Source organism: Pseudomaricurvus albidus (genome assembly GCF_018863235.1).
In the GTDB taxonomy this organism is placed as follows: Bacteria; Pseudomonadota; Gammaproteobacteria; order Pseudomonadales; family Cellvibrionaceae; genus Pseudomaricurvus; species Pseudomaricurvus albidus.
The window spans coordinates 298,480-315,600 of sequence record NZ_JAHKRS010000005.1 but is presented as its reverse complement, the minus strand read 5'-3'; the positions used below and the strand labels follow the sequence as shown (position 1 = coordinate 315,600).

Here is a 17,121-nt window from a genome sequence, read left to right as displayed (position 1 = left end):
CTTGGCATCATTCGATGTTACTGGTAAGGCCTGCGTCACCTCTGGCCATTCAAACAAACCACTCAATTATAGTCTTGGGTAGATCAAAGGGATTTAGCGTGTCAGATCAAACATCAACACTGGATCAGATACTGGATACAACTCAGGAATCACTTACTCAAGATCGCTCCATCACTCATGATTCAGCGGTGGTCTCTCCTCAATCCTCACACACTATGGCGCTGGATGCCTTTTTGTTTGAAGATGATGACATTACTGCTTTTGAAATCTGGCTTGCACATCTGTCAGACAGCAACAGTCAGCATTACAGTCTGAACAGCTGGCTGAATGTACAAGTTGCACTGTTGGATGAAATATTAAACGAACAACTCAACCAAATACTGCATCATAATAAGTTGCAACAACTTGAAAGCAGCTGGCGCGGCCTGTGGTATCTGATTGAATCGGCAACCACTGATGCCAACATCAAGATAAAATTTCTGGATGCCAGCTGGAAAGACGTATCCAGGGATTTTGAACGAGCAGCCGATTTCGATCAAAGTGGCCTGTTCCATCTTATCTATAATCAGGAATTTGGGGTGCCCGGCGGCCAGCCTTACAGCGTATTACTTGGTAATTATGAAGTGTCCCACCGTCCGTTCGAGGGACACCCCTATGACGATATCAATACACTCAAAGGTATCTGCCAGGTTGCAGCAGCGTCTTTTTCGCCGTTCATCTGTGGTGCTGCACCGCAATTATTCGGCATCGATGATTTTGACCCTCTGGGTTTACCCATCGATCTGGACAATGTTTTCAGCCAGAAAGAGTACAGTCGCTGGCGCTCACTGCGGGATATGGAAGACAGCCGCTTTGTCTCAATCACCCTGCCCCGAATCCTGTTCAGAGAACCCTATAATTTATCGTTTTCGGCCTACCGGGGGCTGCGTTTTAAAGAAGAAGTAGAAGCCCGGGACAGTCATAAATACCTTTGGGGTAACGCCTGTTTTGCCATGGGTGCCGTGCTGATCCGGGAATTCTCGGAAGTTGGCTGGTTTTCCCACATACGCGGCGCACCTCGCGACTTTAACGGTGGGGGACTGGTTACTCAGTTCCCAGCCATGAAATACAAGACTGACACCACGATCAGTTCGCAAAAGATGTTTACCTCTGTACTGATAACGGACCATCTGGAGCGGGATTTGTCGGAGCATGGTTTTATTCCGTTGAGTCACTGTTACGACACACCTTATGCCGCCTTTAACAGCTGCCGCTCTCTGCAAAATCCCAGAAATTATCAAAGCGAATCGGCCAACGCCAACTCGCGCATCAGCGCCATGCTGCAACACATCCTGTGTGCATCTCGCATCGCTCAATACATCAAGGTCATGGCACGTGACAAAGTAGGCTCTTATGCCAGCGCCAAAGACTGTGAACGCTTATTACAACACTGGCTTGATCAGTACACCACTGGCCGGGAAGACCTGTCATGGGAAATGATGGCCCGCTACCCTTTGCGACAAGCCAGAGTCATCGTTACAGAAGACCCGGAAAAACCTGGCAGTTATCACAGTGTCATACACCTCAAGTGTCACTACACGGTAGATCACCTGGTTTCGGAACTTAAACTTACTACAGCACTGAATGCCACTGCCGGCTCTGGAGCAAGTAACTGATTATGTCTTCCAACAACAGTCAAAAACGCCTTTTGGCTCCCGTTCTTGACCGGCTGCTGGATACCAGTGGCAACTTAAACCAGCCCCATCAGGTTTTGCGGCAACTGCGGGAAAGTGTTCGACGGGATCTTGAGCACTTGTTCAACTCCCGTTATCGCTGTGTCTCTCCGCCAGATGACAGTGATTATATGAAGGGCTCGATTCTGAATTTTGGCATTCCGGATCTATCCACCATCAACATGAATTCCAGTAGCAGCCGCAACGAATTCTGTCGTCTGATCGAAAAAACCATCATGGCACACGACCCCCGTATTAAATCCGTAAAAGTGAAGAGCGAACAACAAATTAACAATCAGGACCCCAGTGTACATTTTCGGGTTGAAGCTGTTTTACACACCAACCCAGCCCCTGAACTGATCGTTTTTGACTCAACACTGAATCCCGTCAGTCAATCTGTCGATGTCTCAGAAATATTGTAAATGAGTGTTATTGATGAGTGACAAACTACTAGCGCATTACGAAAAAGAACTCGCATTTATACATCAATCTGCCAGTGAGTTCGCCAAGCAACATCCGTCTGCTGCAGCAAACCTGCAGCTCAGTGACAATACCGTTGACGACCCTCTGGTCGCCCGTTTGTTGTCTGGTGTGGCTTATCTGAATGCCCGAACACAACAAAAACTGACGGATGATTTCCCGGAGATGACTGATGCTCTCCTTGAAACCATATACCCTCACTATCTGAGACCCATACCGTCAATGAATATCGTGCAGTTTTCACCGGATGAAGATCTGGACGGAATTGTGCGTATCGAACGCAATACATCCCTTGAAACTGAGGCATTTCAGGGGCAGAGCTGTCGCTTTCAAACCAGCTATCCTGTCGATATAGCACCCGTAGTCGTTGATTCTGCCTCCTTGTTGCCCCGTCCATTTATTGCTCCTGGCTCTAATGACATTGCTGGAGCCGGCGCAGTCTTGAAGCTGTCTCTCAAGACATTAAATCCGGAGATAAGCTTTGCCGATCTCGACCTGAAGCAACTCAGATTCTTTCTGTCGGGTCAGCCTCAACATATCCATCCGCTTTATGACCTTCTGCTTACCAAGACTCTGCGAGTTGTTGTGGCCAACAGCGAATCGGATCCTCACCCTGTTTTTCTTGAAAGCGATATTATCCAGCAAGTCGGTTTTGAAGAAGAGGACGGCCTTTTACCGTATCCGAATCACTCATTTACAGGCTATCGCTTATTAACCGAATACTTTGCCTTCCCTGAAAAATTCCAGTTTCTGGACATCACCCAGCTTGATTCTGCGATTACCGCTGAGTACACAGACAAACTGAACCTGTACTTTTACTTACAGGACAGTAACTCTGAACTGGAACATCAAATCTCTGCAAAAATCTTCACACTGGGCTGTACTCCATGCATCAACCTGTTTTCACAAAGTGCAGATCCGATTCCTCTGACACAAACTCAGTACGAGTACACTGTCATTCCGGATGCCAGACGCTCTGACTCGACAGAGATATACAGTATTGATTCTGTCGGGGCCACTGATCAGGAAGGAAGTTATACAGCTTACCGTCCCTTTTACGGTATTCAGCACGCTCAAAACGCTGACGACCAAAGCGCCTTTTGGTTCAGTCGACGAAAAACTGTTATCGAAGGTGAGCATCGTAATGAGCACGCTTCCGAAATTGAGCTTTCACTGGTCGATCTAAATTTCAATCCTCACAAGGTGAGTAACAAAACGCTTGATCTGAAATTGACCTGTACCAACCGCAACCTGCCTAAGAAATTACCGACTAATGGCGGTCAACCCCTGTTCCACCTTGTTGATGGCGATGCACCAACCGAGAGAATCTCTTCGATTGTCTCTCCGACGGCGACCCTACGACCACCACAACGTGAGCGGGGTTATTGGCGACTGATTTCCCATCTGAATCTGAATCACTTGTCACTCAGTAATGGGGCAAGCTCCTGTGACGCCCTCAAGGAAATCCTCCGCCTGTACGACTTTAAAGACTCTTCCGCTACGCGGAACATGATTGAGTCAATCCAGAAACTGCAAACCAAATCCATTACTGCGCCCATTCAGATTGAAGACACTGTCGCCATGTGTCGGGGCACCGAGGTACAGCTGGAACTGGACTCCATGATGCTGGCTGGCACCAGTCCTCTGTTGTTTGCCAGTGTTCTGGAGCGTTTCCTGGGTCTGTACTGCTCAATCAATTCATTCACCCGCCTGGTAGCAACACTATCCGGTAAAGATGGAGAGCTCAAGCGATGGCCACCACGCGCCGGCGAAAAAGCCTTGCTGTAGTCGATCAACTGGCGACTGAACCCTATCGCTTCGACTTTTTTCAGGCTGTGCGTCTGCTGGAACGTATTTCCGCGCTCGATCCTCGGGAATACCACTATGCCACCGAGCCGGTTGCACAGGATGTATTACCCAGCCGTGAAGTCGTACGCTTTAAAAACCGTCCACAGCTGTCTTTTCAGGCTGCCGATATCGAAAAGATCAGCGAGAAATTAATCGATGATGAAAGCGATAGTCATCGAGCGGAAAAACAGTGGGAAATGCTGGTTAATTTCATGGGGCTGACGGGCAGTCAGGGTGTGATGCCCTATTATCTGTCAGAAATTGTTCTGCAGGAACTGCGCAAGAAGAACTCCGCGCTCAAAGATTATCTGGACTTGTTTAATCACCGTGCCATTTCTATGTATTACCAGGCATGGCACAAGTATCAGTTACCTGCCAACTTCGAGCGCTCACAGCAACAGGGGCAACAGCGAAATGACCTGTTCACCGATGCTTTACTCTCTCTGGCAGGTTTGGGAACCAAAGAACTGTCTTATCGCCTGCCTGTACCCGATGAAGCACTGGCCGGTTTTTGTGGCCATCTGTCACGCCCGGTCTGCACAGCCGTAGGTTTGAAGGGAATGATCAAACAGTACTTTGGTATCGATGTGACGATCAAACAGTTTCAGGGCCAATGGCAGGATTTAACTGAAGACGTTCAAACGAGACTTCCCGGACCTGAAGCGCCCAGAGGACTCAACAATGTACTGGGAACCAATGCTGTTTTGGGTTCCAGCTGTTATCAAATTCAAAACAAATTCACTGTCGAAATTGACCCTCTGCCCTATCAGGAATTTATGAATATTGCTCCTGGCTCCAGGAAGCTCGAAGCGCTTAAGTCTTTCATACATTTCAGTGTCGGCAGTGAACTGGACTTTGACATAGAGGTGACCCTGAGCGACCGTGAAGTACCTCCGGTGCAATTGTCGAATGATCCTGACTACCAGCCTTTGCTGGGGTGGAACAGTCATATGTCCCATCAAACTGACGATGAGCAGATGACATTAATTCGCCTGTCACAGGATATTGATCCACCCGAAGACAGTTTGCCACTCACCGGCTAACGACAATAGAACTCAATGAGCATTGACCGTTAATGCATGACGGTTTCTTAACTGTTCGACACTTAACTTTCTTTTTAACTACAAGCAATAACAAAGACATCAAAGGAACTGACTATGATCCATGTAAACCTCAAGTCACTGGTCGATAAAATGACCCCGGTGATGCGCGATAGCCTTGAAGGGGCAGCGGGTATCTGTCTGGCCCATACCCACTACAATGTTGAGTTGGAACACTGGTTATTGAAAATCCTGGATTCCGGTAACACAGATTTCCTGACTCTGCTGGATAAGCACGAAGTCAACGCGGCTGAGCTGGCCAAGCAGTTGGCTCACGCGATTGCAAAATTCAAAAGTGGCAGCAGCCGTCCCGCTGCCCTGTCACCCACTATTGTGGATGCCGCAAAAAATGCCTGGCTGATTGCTTCGGTCGATTACGGTCATCAGGTTATATCTTCAGGCCACCTTCTGGCAGCCCTGCTCCTTAATGAACAATCACGTCATGCGCTCGTGAGTTCCTGTAAAGTTTTAGGTGATATCGCCCCTGAATCATTGCGTGAGACTGCCCGCTCTATCGTAGGCAGCACACAGGAAAGCGCAGAAGCCCAGTCTGCTGCGGTCGATGGAGCTTCTGCAACACCGGTAAAAGCCTCCAAGTCACCTGCTCTGGACAAGTACACCATCAACCTGACTGATCGTGCTCAGAAGGGTGAAATCGATCCCGTATTGGGACGTGATGAAGAAATCCGTCAGTGTATCGACATCCTAACCCGTCGCCGTCAGAACAACCCCATTCTTACCGGTGAAGCTGGCGTCGGTAAGACAGCTGTTGTTGAAGGTTTTGCTCTCCGAATCGCACAGGGCGACGTGCCGGATCCCTTAAAGGGAGTTGCAGTTCGCACTCTGGATCTGGGATTGTTGCAGGCTGGTGCCAGCGTCAAAGGTGAATTCGAAAACCGCCTCAAGTCGGTGATTGAAGAAGTTCGCGCATCCATTACCCCCATCATTCTGTTTATTGATGAAGCACACACCATGATCGGTGCCGGAGGTAAAGAGGGACAAGGTGATGCCGCCAACCTGTTGAAACCCGCCCTTGCCCGTGGTGAGTTACGCACCATCGCCGCCACCACCTGGGCCGAATACAAAAAGTATTTCGAACGGGATCCCGCCCTTACCCGCCGCTTCCAGGTGGTTAAGGTTGAAGAGCCCGATGAAGAAAAAGCCATTGATATGATGCGCGGAATCTCTGTTTCCCTGCAGGAACACCACAAGGTTCGTATTCTCGACGAAGCCATCATTGCGTCTGTGTGTCTGTCACATCGCTATATTCCTGGCCGCCAGCTGCCCGACAAATCGGTCAGCTTGCTGGATACCGCCTGTGCCAGAGTGTCTCTGAGCCAGTCTTCCACGCCCGGCGCCATTGAAGACTGCCAACGTCGCATTCAGCGGGCTGAAGCCACCAAGAGCTCTCTCCAGCGGGAACACGCAGCCACTGACGGCCACAAGGAACGTCTTGAGGCGCTGGAGCAGGAACTCAGCAATGCCCAGGATACCCTTGCGGTTCTGCAAGAGCAGTTCCAACAAGAGAGGGATCTCATCAGCCAGATCCGTGAGATACGGGAGAAAATTGACCAGCAGTTTATGCAGACCGCCGACACTGCCGAGTCTGATGCAGAACCAGAAGATCCTGAAACCCTGAAGCAAGCCCTCAAGGACCTCACCGGGAAACTGCACCTGATTCAGGGCGAAAACCCGCTGATGCAACCTTACGTCGACGAACAGGCCATCGCAGAAGTCATCGCCAACTGGACGGGTATCCCTGTCGGCAAAATGGTCAGCAATGAAATTACTGCGGTGCAAAACATCGCCTCGAACCTGGGCAGGCGTGTTATTGGTCAACCCCATGCTCTAGAAGCTGTCGCCCAGGCCATTCGCACCTCTCGCGCAGGACTGACCGACCCTCGCAAACCCGTGGGTGTCTTCCTGTTCTGCGGCACCAGTGGTGTTGGTAAAACCGAAACAGCGCTGGCACTGGCCGATCAATTGTTCGGTGGCGAGCAGAACATCACCACCATCAACATGTCTGAATTTAAAGAAGAACACAAGGTATCCATGCTGCTGGGCTCTCCTCCGGGTTACGTGGGCTACGGTGAAGGCGGAGTTCTAACCGAGGCAGCTCGCCGCAAGCCTTACTCAGTGATTCTTCTGGATGAGATGGAGAAAGCCCACCCGGGTGTTCAGGACATTTTCTACAACCTGTTTGACAAGGGCACCATCAAGGATGGCGAAGGTCGCGATATCGATTTCAAAAATACCGTTATCATCATGACCTCCAATGCCGGTGAAGAGGCCATTCGAGCCATCATGGAACAGGTAGAAGAAAAACCGGAACCCGATGTACTGCTCGACAATATCCGTCCTTACCTGTTGCAGCACTTTAAACCTGCGTTTCTTGGTCGAACCAACGTCATTTCCTATTACCCGCTGGATGACGAGGATCTGATGAAGATTGCCGCAATCAATATGAGCAAAATTGGAAATCGCGTACACAGTCACTACGCCGCGGATTTCTCCTACGATGAAGATGTTCTGCTTCATATTGTCGCTCGCTGTCAGGAATCCGATACCGGTGCCCGAAATATCGAAACCATTTTGAACCGCACACTTCTCCCTTCTCTTGCGGGTGAATGTCTGGAGAAACTGGCAAATGACGAAGTGATTACCCGCATCCATGTGGGTGTCGATGACGAGGGTGAATTCACTTACCAGCTGGACACCACTCACAATGTGAACGGTTCCGGAGCTGCCGAGCCAGAGACAGCCGAAGAAGCCGACGCCTGATACCGGGCGTCATTATCACCCAAACACTCTTATAGCTGGCTCCTGCCTCGCAGGTGCCGGCAACACAAACTGAGGCCGAATCATGTCCCGAGCCAGTATTAATACCGGCAGCACCGTTTTTCACGCATTGTCTGACGACACACCGCAGCAACCCGTCTTCACAGACTCTCAAACACGTCTTAAAGTTGCCATTCTGGGTGACTTTAGCGGTCGTAAAAGCCGTAACGAATTCTCACCTGACCAGATCCACACCCGCCCGGGTTATGTGGTAAACAAAGACAATTTCGAGTTGATTTTTTCCCGCTTGAACATACGCCTGCAGCTGCCCATTTGCGACAAGCCTATTTCTTTTATGGAGTTTGATGACCTGCACCCGGACTATTTGTACAGTCGTGTACCGATGTTCAAAGAGTTTATCGAACTCAACAAAAAGCTGCTTGATCCCGAACAGTTTGAGCAAGCCGCCAGTGAGATTCAGAGTTGGCTGCCTCAAACTCAGGCAACCAGCACCCAGTATTCTACTTCAGTGGCAGCTCAATCCAGCGAGTCCATTCTGGAATCCATCCTCAGCAACATTTCAGAACCGCCCTCTGCCGACACTGAAGTGAATCGTCTGATTAACAGCATTGTGGCGCCTTACCTGCAAGAGCCAGAAGATCCGCGCCAGGCAGACCTGCTGGATGCCGTGACTCAGGCCACCAACCAGACCATGCGCAGTATTATGCATCACAGCGCTTATCAGGAACTGGAAGCCACCTGGCGCAGCGTGCAGACACTGATCAAGCGCCTTGATCTTGGCAGCAGCATTGAAATCCACCTGATTGACATCACCAAAGACGAACTGCTGGCTGACCTCCATCAGGCCAATGACGATCTGGAGCAGGCGCAGATATTCCACCGTTTGGTGTCTTCCCAAACCAGCGAGGGTGACTCACCCTACAATATTGTACTGGGCGATTTTTATTTGACCGAAAACCAGGATGACCTGGGTCTGGTCGTAGACATGGGCACAATTGCCGAGTCTACCGGCAGTTGCTTTATCTGTGGCGCCAGCAGTGCTCTGGCAGGCTTCCCCAGCCTGGCCGGCCCCGTTGATCCGCACGAATGGCAATACTCCCTGGACAAGGATTTTATCAGCGGCTGGGAAGCCGTGCGCGACTACTCCGGCAGCCAACACGTTATCGCTGCAAGCCCACGCTTTATGCTGCGCCTGCCCTACGGCAAAGACACTTCAACAACCGATTGTTTTGACTTTGAGGAATTGGGACACGATAACAGCCATCGCTACTATCTGTGGGGTAATAGTGGTTATCTGGTGACACTGCTGCTTTGCCAGCATTATTTGCAGGGCGGCTCGGAGATAGAACCCCTGCAAAGCAGGCAAATTGAGGATCTGGCGTTGCATCATTATCGTGACGCCAGTGAAACCTATATCAAACCGTGTGCCGAAACCCTGTTAACGGACTCCGCTGCACAGGAATTCAGTAAACAGGGACTGTGCACGGTGAGATCGGTTCACCAACAGGATAAAGTCGTCATTCCGCAGCTCAAGTCACTGCATTTTAGCGGTGCCCTGAGCACGCCCTGGAATTAAGATGTAGACCGTGCCGGGCATTTTAGCCCAGCACGTCTTAGCCCAGTACAGGTTAGCCCAGTACATCCACACTGCTGAGCACCTTGTCGACCAGGGCATAACCGCTTTGGTCGCCATAGTCCGCAGCATCTCGCAATCGATGAGCCGCGACCGCCGGCATCACCTGTTGAATATCTTCCGGTAACACATGCCCACGGCCATGAATCATCGCCCAGGTTTTGGCGCATCGAAGCAACGCCAACGCCCCACGTGTTGATAGTCCGTAAGCAAAATCGGCCGAGGAGCGGGTAAAATTTACCAGTCGCTGGAGATAAGCCAGTAGTGCGTCACTGGCCTGCACGTCATCGACCTTCGCCTGTATGGCTTTTAGCTGAGCCAGACTGAGACGAGGTTTGAGACTTGCCATACGTCTGGCAGGATCAATTCCCTTGAAAATTGCCATCTCCGCTTCCGGATTCGGATAACCCAGTTCAATACGCATCAGAAAACGGTCCAACTGGGACTCAGGTAACGGAAAGGTACCTGACTGGCTGGAAGGGTTCTGAGTGGCAATAACAAAGAAAGGTTCGGGCAATTCCCGGGTTTCACCTTCTACCGTCACCTGATACTCAGCCATGGCTTCCAGTAAGGCACTCTGGGTTTTCGGGGTCGTACGATTGATTTCATCGGCCAGTAGAATCTGTGTAAAAACCGGCCCCGGATGAAAGGTAAAACTGTTGGCGCCGCGATCAAATACAGAAACCCCCAGAATATCCGATGGCAACAAGTCACTGGTAAACTGAACCCGGTTGTATTCCAACCCCAGCACATTGGCCAGAGCATGGGCTAACGTGGTTTTCCCCATACCCGGCAAGTCTTCCAGTAACAGATGTCCACGGGCAAAGAGACAGGTTAAAGCCATCTTGACCTGCTCTTCTTTCCCCAATAAAACCTCGCCAATGTCTGCGATCAGGGCTTTTATCAATTTATCCATAAATAGTGACTGCTCTATCTCCTGAGTGATTGAGTACAGATCAAGTGCTCAATATGACACACTCACAAAGCATTAATGCCCCGCTGCAAATCAGCTTTCAGATCTTTGACATCTTCCAGACCTACAGACACTCGTATCAGATTCTGGGTGATACCTGCCTGCGCTTTTTCTTCGTCCGACAAACGCCCATGGGTCGTTGTATCCGGGTGTACGATGGTTGTTTTGGCATCGCCCAGATTTGCCGTAACCGACATAATCCTGGTCGCGTCGATAAAACGCCAGGCAGCGGCTTTATCGCCTTTCACCTTAAAGGACAGTACTCCGCCGAAACCTCGTTGCTGTTGTGCTGCCAACTCGTGCCCTGGATGATCTTTCAACCCCGCATAATAGACCTGCTCAATTTGTGGCTGTGCATCCAGCCACTCGGCCAGTTCAAGAGCGTTAGCGGAATGGGCATCCATACGCAGGCGAAGGGTTTCGAGCCCCTTGAGAAAAACCCACGCATTAAACGGGCTCATGCTCGGACCACAAGTACGCAAGAAAACGACCAGTTCATCCATGTATTCTTTAGGCCCAACAACAACACCACCGACACAGCGTCCCTGACCGTCCAAATACTTGGTCGCCGAGTGCACGACGATGTCCGCACCCAGCTCGAGAGGCTTTTGCAACGCCGGGGTACAGAAACAGTTGTCCACGACCAACAGGCTGTCATGACGTCTGGCGATTGCGGACAGGGCCTTGATATCCACCACATCACAAAGAGGGTTGGATGGAGTTTCGAGGAACAACAAACGGGTTTTGTTGGTAATCGATGCTTCCCACTCAGCCAAATCGGTTGCAGTAACAAAGGTTACGTCCACACCGAACTTTTTGAAGTAACGATTGAACATGGCCGTAGTGGTGCCAAACACACTGCGCGAGCAAACCACATGATCACCGGCTTTTAACAGCGACATGCATGTGCTGAGAATCGCAGCCATGCCCGAAGCTGTAGCCACCGCGGCCTCCCCGCCTTCCAGTGCAGCAATCCGGTCCTGAAACATACGCACGGTCGGGTTGGTATAGCGAGAGTAGACATTTCCGGGGTCTTCACCACTGAAACGCGCAGCCGCTGCGGCTGCAGAATCAAACACATAACTGGATGTCGTAAAGATAGGTTCGCTGTGCTCGCCTTCGGGCGTGCGGGTTTGGCCATAGCGTACCGCCAGCGTATCTATACCTGCATCGAGATAAGGGTCATCAAAATCTGTCATTACCAAACTCTCTTTTTTACTCAATCGTCTGAGCTGTCAATGCCAATCGGTCATCATCAGACTGTATAGTATGTCGTCATCAAACTTCATCGCATGCAGCAAACAAAAACGGCAGCCCATAGGCTGCCGCAATCATAAATCTTCAACACACACGACAGACCACTAACTGGCCTCGGCTTCATCGTTGTGTATACCTATAACACCATTTTCTTCACTGGAGCCCTTATTGCTTTTTGACTTTGACTTGTCATTGCGCGCGGCGTCCAAACGATCAAGATAGTCCTGATCCACGTCACCAGTGACGTATTTACCCGTAAATACGGAGCAATCAAATTCACTGATGTTTTCATTACCCTCTTGGGAAGCTGCAATCAAATCATCCAGATTTTGATAAATCAACCAGTCAGCTCCAATTTCCTGACAAACTTCTTCGTCAGTCCGGCCATGGGCGATCAGTTCTTTCGCGCTGGGCATGTCAATACCATAGACATTCGGGTATTTCACTGCAGGTGCGGCAGAGGCAAAGTACACCTTGGCGGCACCGGCTTCACGAGCCATCTGAATAATCTGCTGACAAGTGGTGCCCCGCACAATGGAGTCGTCTACCAGCATGACGTTTTTGCCTTCAAATTCCAAACGGATCGGATTGAGCTTTTGACGTACTGACTTACGACGCTCTTTTTGGCCCGGCATAATAAAGGTACGGCCAATGTAGCGGTTTTTAACCAGACCCTCGCGGAATTTAACACCCAGCACATGAGCCAATGCCTGCCCTGCCACACGGCTGCTGTCAGGAATTGGAATAACCACATCAATATCGTGATCCGGACGCTCTTTGAGGATTTTCTCGGCCAGTCGCTCACCCTGACGCAGACGGGATTTATAAACCGAAACACCGTCCATAATGGAATCCGGACGGGCAAAGTAAACGTGTTCAAAGATACAGGGGGCCAGAGAGACCTCGTCGCTGCACTGTTTGGTATGAACTTCACCTTCGCCGGTAATAAATACCGCTTCACCAGGCGCAACATCGCGAATCAGCGTGTAACCCAGCACGTCCAGTGCCACACTCTCAGAAGCCACCATGTACTCGGTACCATGTTTGGTTTCACGCTTACCAAATACCAGAGGACGAATACCGTGTGGATCGCGGAAAGCGACCAGACCGTAGTTGGCGATCAGAGCAACACAGGCGTACCCACCGCGGATGCGCTTCTGCATACCTTCAATGGCAGCAAAGATATCCTCTGCGACCGGCTGTAGCTTATTGCGCTTCAGCAGCTCCTGGGCAAACACATTCAGAAGAACTTCAGAGTCAGAATCGGTATTTACATGGCGCAGGTCGGTACGGTAGAGGTCATCACTCACTTCAGCGGCGTTGGTGAGGTTGCCATTGTGGGCCAGGGCAATACCGTAAGGAGAGTTCACATAGAATGGCTGAGCCAGCGCGGGGCCGGAGCTGCCAGCGGTTGGATAACGCACATGACCAATACCTGAGTTACCGACCAGTCGTTGCATATGACGCGTTCGGAAAACATCCCGTACCAGTCCATTGGCTTTCTGCTGGGTAAATCTGCCTTGATGGCATGTCAGGATCCCAGCTGCATCCTGCCCGCGATGCTGAAGCATCGTCAGAGCATCGTACAACTGAACATTGACATCACTTTTACCAACAACACCGACAATGCCGCACATACTTGAGTTTCCTCACCTTACCAACAGGTTTACCGATTAAGATTGAAATAGAGAGAGTAATTTGGTCGAAATCAAGCTTCCTGCCTGCCGGGCCCAATCTTCCATCGTCATAAAATGTGGGATAACCACCGATTGTTGCCACCAGATATCCTGTTTTACAGGAATAATAGACGGCAAAAATATCAACACGACCATAATAACCACCGCACCTCGAGCTAGGCCAAAAACCATACCCAACAGCCGATCTGTGCCTGACAACCCGGTCATTCTGACCAGTTCACCGATCAGATAATTGACCATAGCACCAACAATCAGTGTCACCACAAACAGAGCGGCAAAGGCAATGATTTGACGGAGAGACGGCGTAGAGACGGAATCCACCAGCAATGTCGCGAGGGACTTATGAAAGGTCATGGCTACAATAAAGGCCGCAGCCCAGCAAACCAGCGACAGGGCTTCTTTTACCAATCCCCGTTTCAGACCAATCAGGCTGGAAATAACGAGTATCGCAATGATTGTCCAATCGGCCCAATTCATAGGTAACTGCCGGGGTTGTGCATTTGATGGACGGCATTCTAACAAAGGCAGGGGCTTATCACCTAGACCTATTACGGATTAATTTTAGCGCCGTCAGGGGGAAAAACTCACTATCAGGGAGTTGATTTTAAGAGATTTATCCAGTGTTTGCTTCAAAACGGAGGCTTTATCCCGGCTGATTTTGGGGCCTACGTAAACTCGCGTCACCTTGCCCTTGCTGGTTTCAAAGCTGCGAGTGAAGGCCGGGAAGTCGTCTTTAAGCAGTTTGTCCCGCAAAGCCTCTGCCCTGGCATCGCTGCTGAAACTGGCCACTTGCACCAGCCAGGCCTTTGGTACGCCGTTTTTATCCAAAATCTGACGTTCAGGCTCTGCAGGTCTGGAAACCAAAGCTTTTGTAGGAGCTGGCTCAGGCTTAGGTGCCTCAGCGGTTTCTACCTCAGCGGCGACTTCAGGGGGAGCTTGTTCTGCTGGCTCCTGCTCCGGCAGCAAATGATACTGCTGATCCGCAGGTTTAATCGGTTCTATATCAGGGTTACGGGTTGGCTCATCCACCTGCATGGGCTGAATCTCGGGCGCAGCAGGAATCTGGGTTACACGGTCGACCGTCCGGCGATCTTCCGGTTCAAACAGGATGGGCACAAACAGAACCCCTAGAGCCAAAAGCACCAAGGCACCCACTAACCGTTGTTTTAATCCATTTTCCACAGATCAACCTTTCCTTTTAAAACCTGAGTCATGAATGACTCTGACCATCTTAATTCAATATGAATCCATCACAGATGGGCTAACCATACCTGAAAATACAACTTTATGCGCCAACAGCCAGGACAGATAACGCCTCGGCAACCGTAAAGAACGATCCCATCACCACCACCCGGTCGCTCTCACTCACCTGAGACGCCAAGTGATTCAACGCCTGGGTGACGCTGTCGTAAGATTCTGCGCTGCATCCGAGCTGCTGTAAATCATCCAACAGCAAAGCCCCGCTCGCGGCTCTCGCATTGCCTTCCAGCTCGGCCACATGCCACTGATCAACGACATCGAGCAAGGCTGAGAACACACCTGCGCGGTCCTTGTCTTTCATCATCGCGACCACCACATGGGTGGCTCCCTGACAGACCTCCCCTGCCAGGCGTCGGGCGAGCAGCTCAGCCGCTGCCGGATTATGGGCCACATCCAGCAAATAGTGGACGCCGTTCGAGACGATCTTTTGTGCACGCCCGGATAATTGCAGATTCTTAAGCAGTTCATGCAAGTCCCCTGGAAGGGAGTGCCCCAACAGAACAAACCCCTGCAACGCGGCCGCGACACTGGGTAAAGGCAGCTGAGGCACAGGTAAATCCGAGTAATCGATAAAATCACCCTCTTCTGTCACGCCCTGCCAATCCCAGTGTTTGCCATCATCCGACACCGATACATTCAGTGACATACCCATCGAGACCCAGTATGAACCGATATCATGGGCATAATCCGCCACTGTTGCAGGTGCAGCTTCATCGGCACAGATCGCCCAACGGTGAGGCCGGTAGATGCCGGCTTTTTCATGGCCGATCAGGTTGATGTCGGACCCCAGCCAGTCCTGATGATCAAGAGCAATAGAGGTCACGATGGCGACGTCAGCATCCATAATATTGACAGCGTCAAGGCGTCCGCCGAGACCAACTTCCAGTACCATAATATCCACTCCCCGCTGTTGGAAAATGTCTATGGCAGCCAGGGTGCCGAACTCAAAGTAAGTCAGTGAAATATCGCCTCTCGCCTGATCAATCCGCTCAAAGGACTCACAAATCTCCTGATCATCGACCTCTAAGCTGTTTATGCGGATTCTTTCGTTGTACCGTAACAGATGTGGGGAGGTGAAAGCACCGACACGCAGCCCCTGAGACAAACACAGGGCCTCGAATGTCGCAACGCAGGAACCTTTGCCATTGGTGCCGGCAATAGACACGACCTTGGCCTCAGGCGTCAACAGCCCCATCTTTTCAGCGACAGCGCGAACCCGCTCAAGCCCCATATCAATCTCGGAACTGTGCAGACTCTCCTGCCAACGAAGCCAGTCACTTAATTCTGTATATCTCATTCAGTCATCCGCATCGGGTACATCAAAGGCTAATTAAGCCGGATGCCAGGTCAATTGCCACTAAATCGGGCCAATAAAAAAAGCCCCTGAAAAGGGGCTATATATTAATACTATTCGCTTTATTTCTCTCGACAAATCCGGGATTGTCGCGAGTGGCGATCAGGCTGCCGGACGCTCGGTAAACTTGGCCAGCAAACCTCCAACCTTCTCACGCATATCGTGGCGAGAGATGATCATATCAATCGCACCGTGCTCCAGCAGGAATTCACTGCGCTGGAAGCCTTTTGGCAGTTTCTGGCGAATGGTCTGTTCAATAATATTGGGACCTGCAAAGCCTGCACGCGCACCTGGCTCTGCAGCATTGATATCACCCAATAGTGCCAAACTGGCCGAAACGCCACCGTAGACCGGATCGGTCATGATGGAGATATAAGGCGTGCCCTGTTGTTTGAGTCGCTCAATCACGGCACTGGTTTTTGCCATCTGCATCAAGGAAATCAAGGCTTCCTGCATACGGGCACCGCCGGTAGCAGAGAAACACACCAGAGGAATATCTTCAGACAAGGCCAGCTGAGCCGCACGGGTGAATTTTTCACCCACTGCATAGCCCATAGAGCCACCATGGAAAGCAAACTCAAACGCCACAGCCACAACAGGCTGACCATTTAACTCGCCACGCATAGCCACCAAAGCATCTTTTTCGCCAGTGGACTTTTGGGCAGAGGTCAAACGATCCTTATACTTTTTGACATCTTTGAACTTAAGACGATCAATAGGCTCAACGTCTGTGGCCAGCTCTTCACGATTGTCTTCATCCAGGAAGATATCCAGGCGCTTGCGCGCTCCAATACGCATGTGATGATCACACTTCGGACACACATCCAGGTTGCGCTCAAGTTCCGGGCGATACAGTACTGCACTGCACTTAACGCACTTTTTCCACAACCCCTCTGGCACTTTACTTTGGCCACGTGACCGCGATGAGCGCACTACATTAGGAACAATTTTATCTAGCCAACTCATAATGTCGGGTCTCTTAATCTTATTCAGTGGGTGATTTTAATT

13 protein-coding genes are annotated in these 17,121 nt (G+C 50.7%); 6 read left to right on the top strand and 7 right to left on the bottom strand.

The features are described 5' to 3' along the window. Positions 1-98: 98 nt before the first annotated feature. The 6 genes from tssC to KOI40_RS10905 all read left to right on the top strand — a co-directional run bounded on the left by tssC (position 99) and on the right by KOI40_RS10905 (position 9,515). Positions 99-1,655 (top strand): type VI secretion system contractile sheath large subunit, encoded by a 1,557-nt coding sequence (gene tssC, locus KOI40_RS10930; protein ID WP_216097543.1) that lies wholly within the window; start codon positions 99-101, stop codon positions 1,653-1,655. A gap of 2 nt (positions 1,656-1,657) precedes the next feature. Further along, positions 1,658-2,134 carry a type VI secretion system baseplate subunit TssE gene (tssE, locus tag KOI40_RS10925; protein ID WP_216097542.1) on the top strand — a complete coding sequence of 159 codons (477 nt, stop codon included), beginning with the start codon at positions 1,658-1,660 and terminating at the stop codon, positions 2,132-2,134. Between the two features lie 13 nt (positions 2,135-2,147). Continuing rightward, positions 2,148-3,980, top strand: a complete 1,833-nt coding sequence (gene tssF, locus KOI40_RS10920; protein WP_216097541.1) for a type VI secretion system baseplate subunit TssF — start codon at positions 2,148-2,150, stop codon at positions 3,978-3,980. After that, positions 3,944-5,083, top strand: coding sequence for a type VI secretion system baseplate subunit TssG (gene tssG, locus KOI40_RS10915; RefSeq protein ID WP_216097540.1), 1,140 nt, complete (start codon positions 3,944-3,946; stop codon positions 5,081-5,083). The genes tssF and tssG overlap by 37 nt, the downstream gene beginning before the upstream one ends. A 114-nt stretch (positions 5,084-5,197) precedes the next feature. Beyond that, on the top strand, positions 5,198-7,921 hold the full coding sequence (gene tssH / locus KOI40_RS10910; protein WP_216097539.1) for a type VI secretion system ATPase TssH: 2,724 nt from the start codon (positions 5,198-5,200) through the stop codon (positions 7,919-7,921). 82 nt (positions 7,922-8,003) lie between these two features. Beyond that, positions 8,004-9,515: a type VI secretion system contractile sheath domain-containing protein gene (locus tag KOI40_RS10905; RefSeq protein ID WP_216097538.1), complete on the top strand. Its 1,512-nt coding sequence runs from the start codon at positions 8,004-8,006 to the stop codon at positions 9,513-9,515. 52 nt (positions 9,516-9,567) lie between these two features. On the opposite strand, the gene KOI40_RS10900 is transcribed toward KOI40_RS10905, so the two are convergent. The 7 genes from KOI40_RS10900 to accD form a co-directional block, all read right to left on the bottom strand. Further along, positions 9,568-10,488, bottom strand: coding sequence for an AAA family ATPase (locus KOI40_RS10900; protein ID WP_216097537.1), 921 nt, complete (start codon positions 10,486-10,488; stop codon positions 9,568-9,570). 62 nt (positions 10,489-10,550) lie between these two features. After that, positions 10,551-11,744: an O-succinylhomoserine sulfhydrylase gene (locus KOI40_RS10895; RefSeq protein WP_216097536.1), complete on the bottom strand. Its 1,194-nt coding sequence runs from the start codon at positions 11,742-11,744 to the stop codon at positions 10,551-10,553. A 162-nt stretch (positions 11,745-11,906) separates the two neighbouring features. Beyond that, a complete protein-coding gene (purF, locus tag KOI40_RS10890) occupies positions 11,907-13,439 on the bottom strand; it encodes an amidophosphoribosyltransferase (RefSeq protein ID WP_216097535.1) in 1,533 nt (510 codons plus the stop codon). Between the two features lie 36 nt (positions 13,440-13,475). Then, positions 13,476-13,976: a CvpA family protein gene (locus KOI40_RS10885; protein ID WP_216097534.1), complete on the bottom strand. Its 501-nt coding sequence runs from the start codon at positions 13,974-13,976 to the stop codon at positions 13,476-13,478. 93 nt (positions 13,977-14,069) lie between these two features. Next, the gene (locus KOI40_RS10880) at positions 14,070-14,681 is read right to left on the bottom strand and encodes an SPOR domain-containing protein (protein WP_216097533.1); all 612 of its coding nucleotides are present in this window, start codon (positions 14,679-14,681) and stop codon (positions 14,070-14,072) included. Between the two features lie 103 nt (positions 14,682-14,784). Beyond that, positions 14,785-16,056 (bottom strand): bifunctional tetrahydrofolate synthase/dihydrofolate synthase, encoded by a 1,272-nt coding sequence (gene folC / locus KOI40_RS10875; protein ID WP_216097532.1) that lies wholly within the window; start codon positions 16,054-16,056, stop codon positions 14,785-14,787. Between the two features lie 159 nt (positions 16,057-16,215). Beyond that, a complete protein-coding gene (gene accD / locus KOI40_RS10870) occupies positions 16,216-17,079 on the bottom strand; it encodes an acetyl-CoA carboxylase, carboxyltransferase subunit beta (protein WP_216097531.1) in 864 nt (287 codons plus the stop codon). Between the last annotated feature and the right edge of the window lie 42 nt (positions 17,080-17,121).

Bases quoted from the DNA above. Each gene is read 5' to 3' on its own strand.
- tssF (WP_216097541.1), top strand. From the start codon at position 2,148: ATGAGTGACAAACTACTAGCGCATTACGAAAAAGAACTCGCATTTATA.
- KOI40_RS10885 (WP_216097534.1), bottom strand. From the start codon at position 13,976: ATGAATTGGGCCGATTGGACAATCATTGCGATACTCGTTATTTCCAGC.
- tssG (WP_216097540.1), top strand. From the start codon at position 3,944: ATGGCCACCACGCGCCGGCGAAAAAGCCTTGCTGTAGTCGATCAACTG.
- tssE (WP_216097542.1), top strand. From the start codon at position 1,658: ATGTCTTCCAACAACAGTCAAAAACGCCTTTTGGCTCCCGTTCTTGAC.
- KOI40_RS10900 (WP_216097537.1), bottom strand. From the start codon at position 10,488: ATGGATAAATTGATAAAAGCCCTGATCGCAGACATTGGCGAGGTTTTA.
- folC (WP_216097532.1), bottom strand. From the start codon at position 16,056: ATGAGATATACAGAATTAAGTGACTGGCTTCGTTGGCAGGAGAGTCTG.
- KOI40_RS10895 (WP_216097536.1), bottom strand. From the start codon at position 11,744: ATGACAGATTTTGATGACCCTTATCTCGATGCAGGTATAGATACGCTG.
- accD (WP_216097531.1), bottom strand. From the start codon at position 17,079: ATGAGTTGGCTAGATAAAATTGTTCCTAATGTAGTGCGCTCATCGCGG.
- KOI40_RS10905 (WP_216097538.1), top strand. From the start codon at position 8,004: ATGTCCCGAGCCAGTATTAATACCGGCAGCACCGTTTTTCACGCATTG.
- tssH (WP_216097539.1), top strand. From the start codon at position 5,198: ATGATCCATGTAAACCTCAAGTCACTGGTCGATAAAATGACCCCGGTG.
- purF (WP_216097535.1), bottom strand. From the start codon at position 13,439: ATGTGCGGCATTGTCGGTGTTGTTGGTAAAAGTGATGTCAATGTTCAG.